Here is a 265-nt window from a genome sequence, read left to right on the forward strand (position 1 = left end):
GGTGTACTGCCGGCAATTCTGCGATCCGACCTGATAGGGTGCCGCCGCCACCACCTGGCCGCTGACGCTACTGCCAGTCCATGCCACCGGCTGGCCGCCAGGAGCCGCTTCCAGTGCCCGGTATTCCGCTTCCAGCGCCCGTGACCGGTCGCTGTCGCCAATCGTCACGCCGCTGCGGCTGACGATGCCGCCCTGCAATGCGGAAATATATTGCGCCGAGGACGAGCGAGAGGATGCGAAGCCTGTTGCGCCGCCACGATTTCCC

At 66.4% G+C, this 265-nt stretch carries 1 protein-coding gene; it reads right to left on the bottom strand.

Annotated elements, in window-relative coordinates; all coding sequences use genetic code 11:
- Window positions 1-265, bottom strand: a 265-nt coding sequence (locus tag R0J92_RS23680; RefSeq protein ID WP_411053475.1) for a hypothetical protein, incomplete at both ends; no start/stop codon positions are given.

The sequence above is a fragment of the Tritonibacter sp. SIMBA_163 genome, assembly GCF_046535935.1.
GTDB classification, from domain to species: Bacteria; Pseudomonadota; Alphaproteobacteria; order Rhodobacterales; family Rhodobacteraceae; genus Epibacterium; species Epibacterium scottomollicae.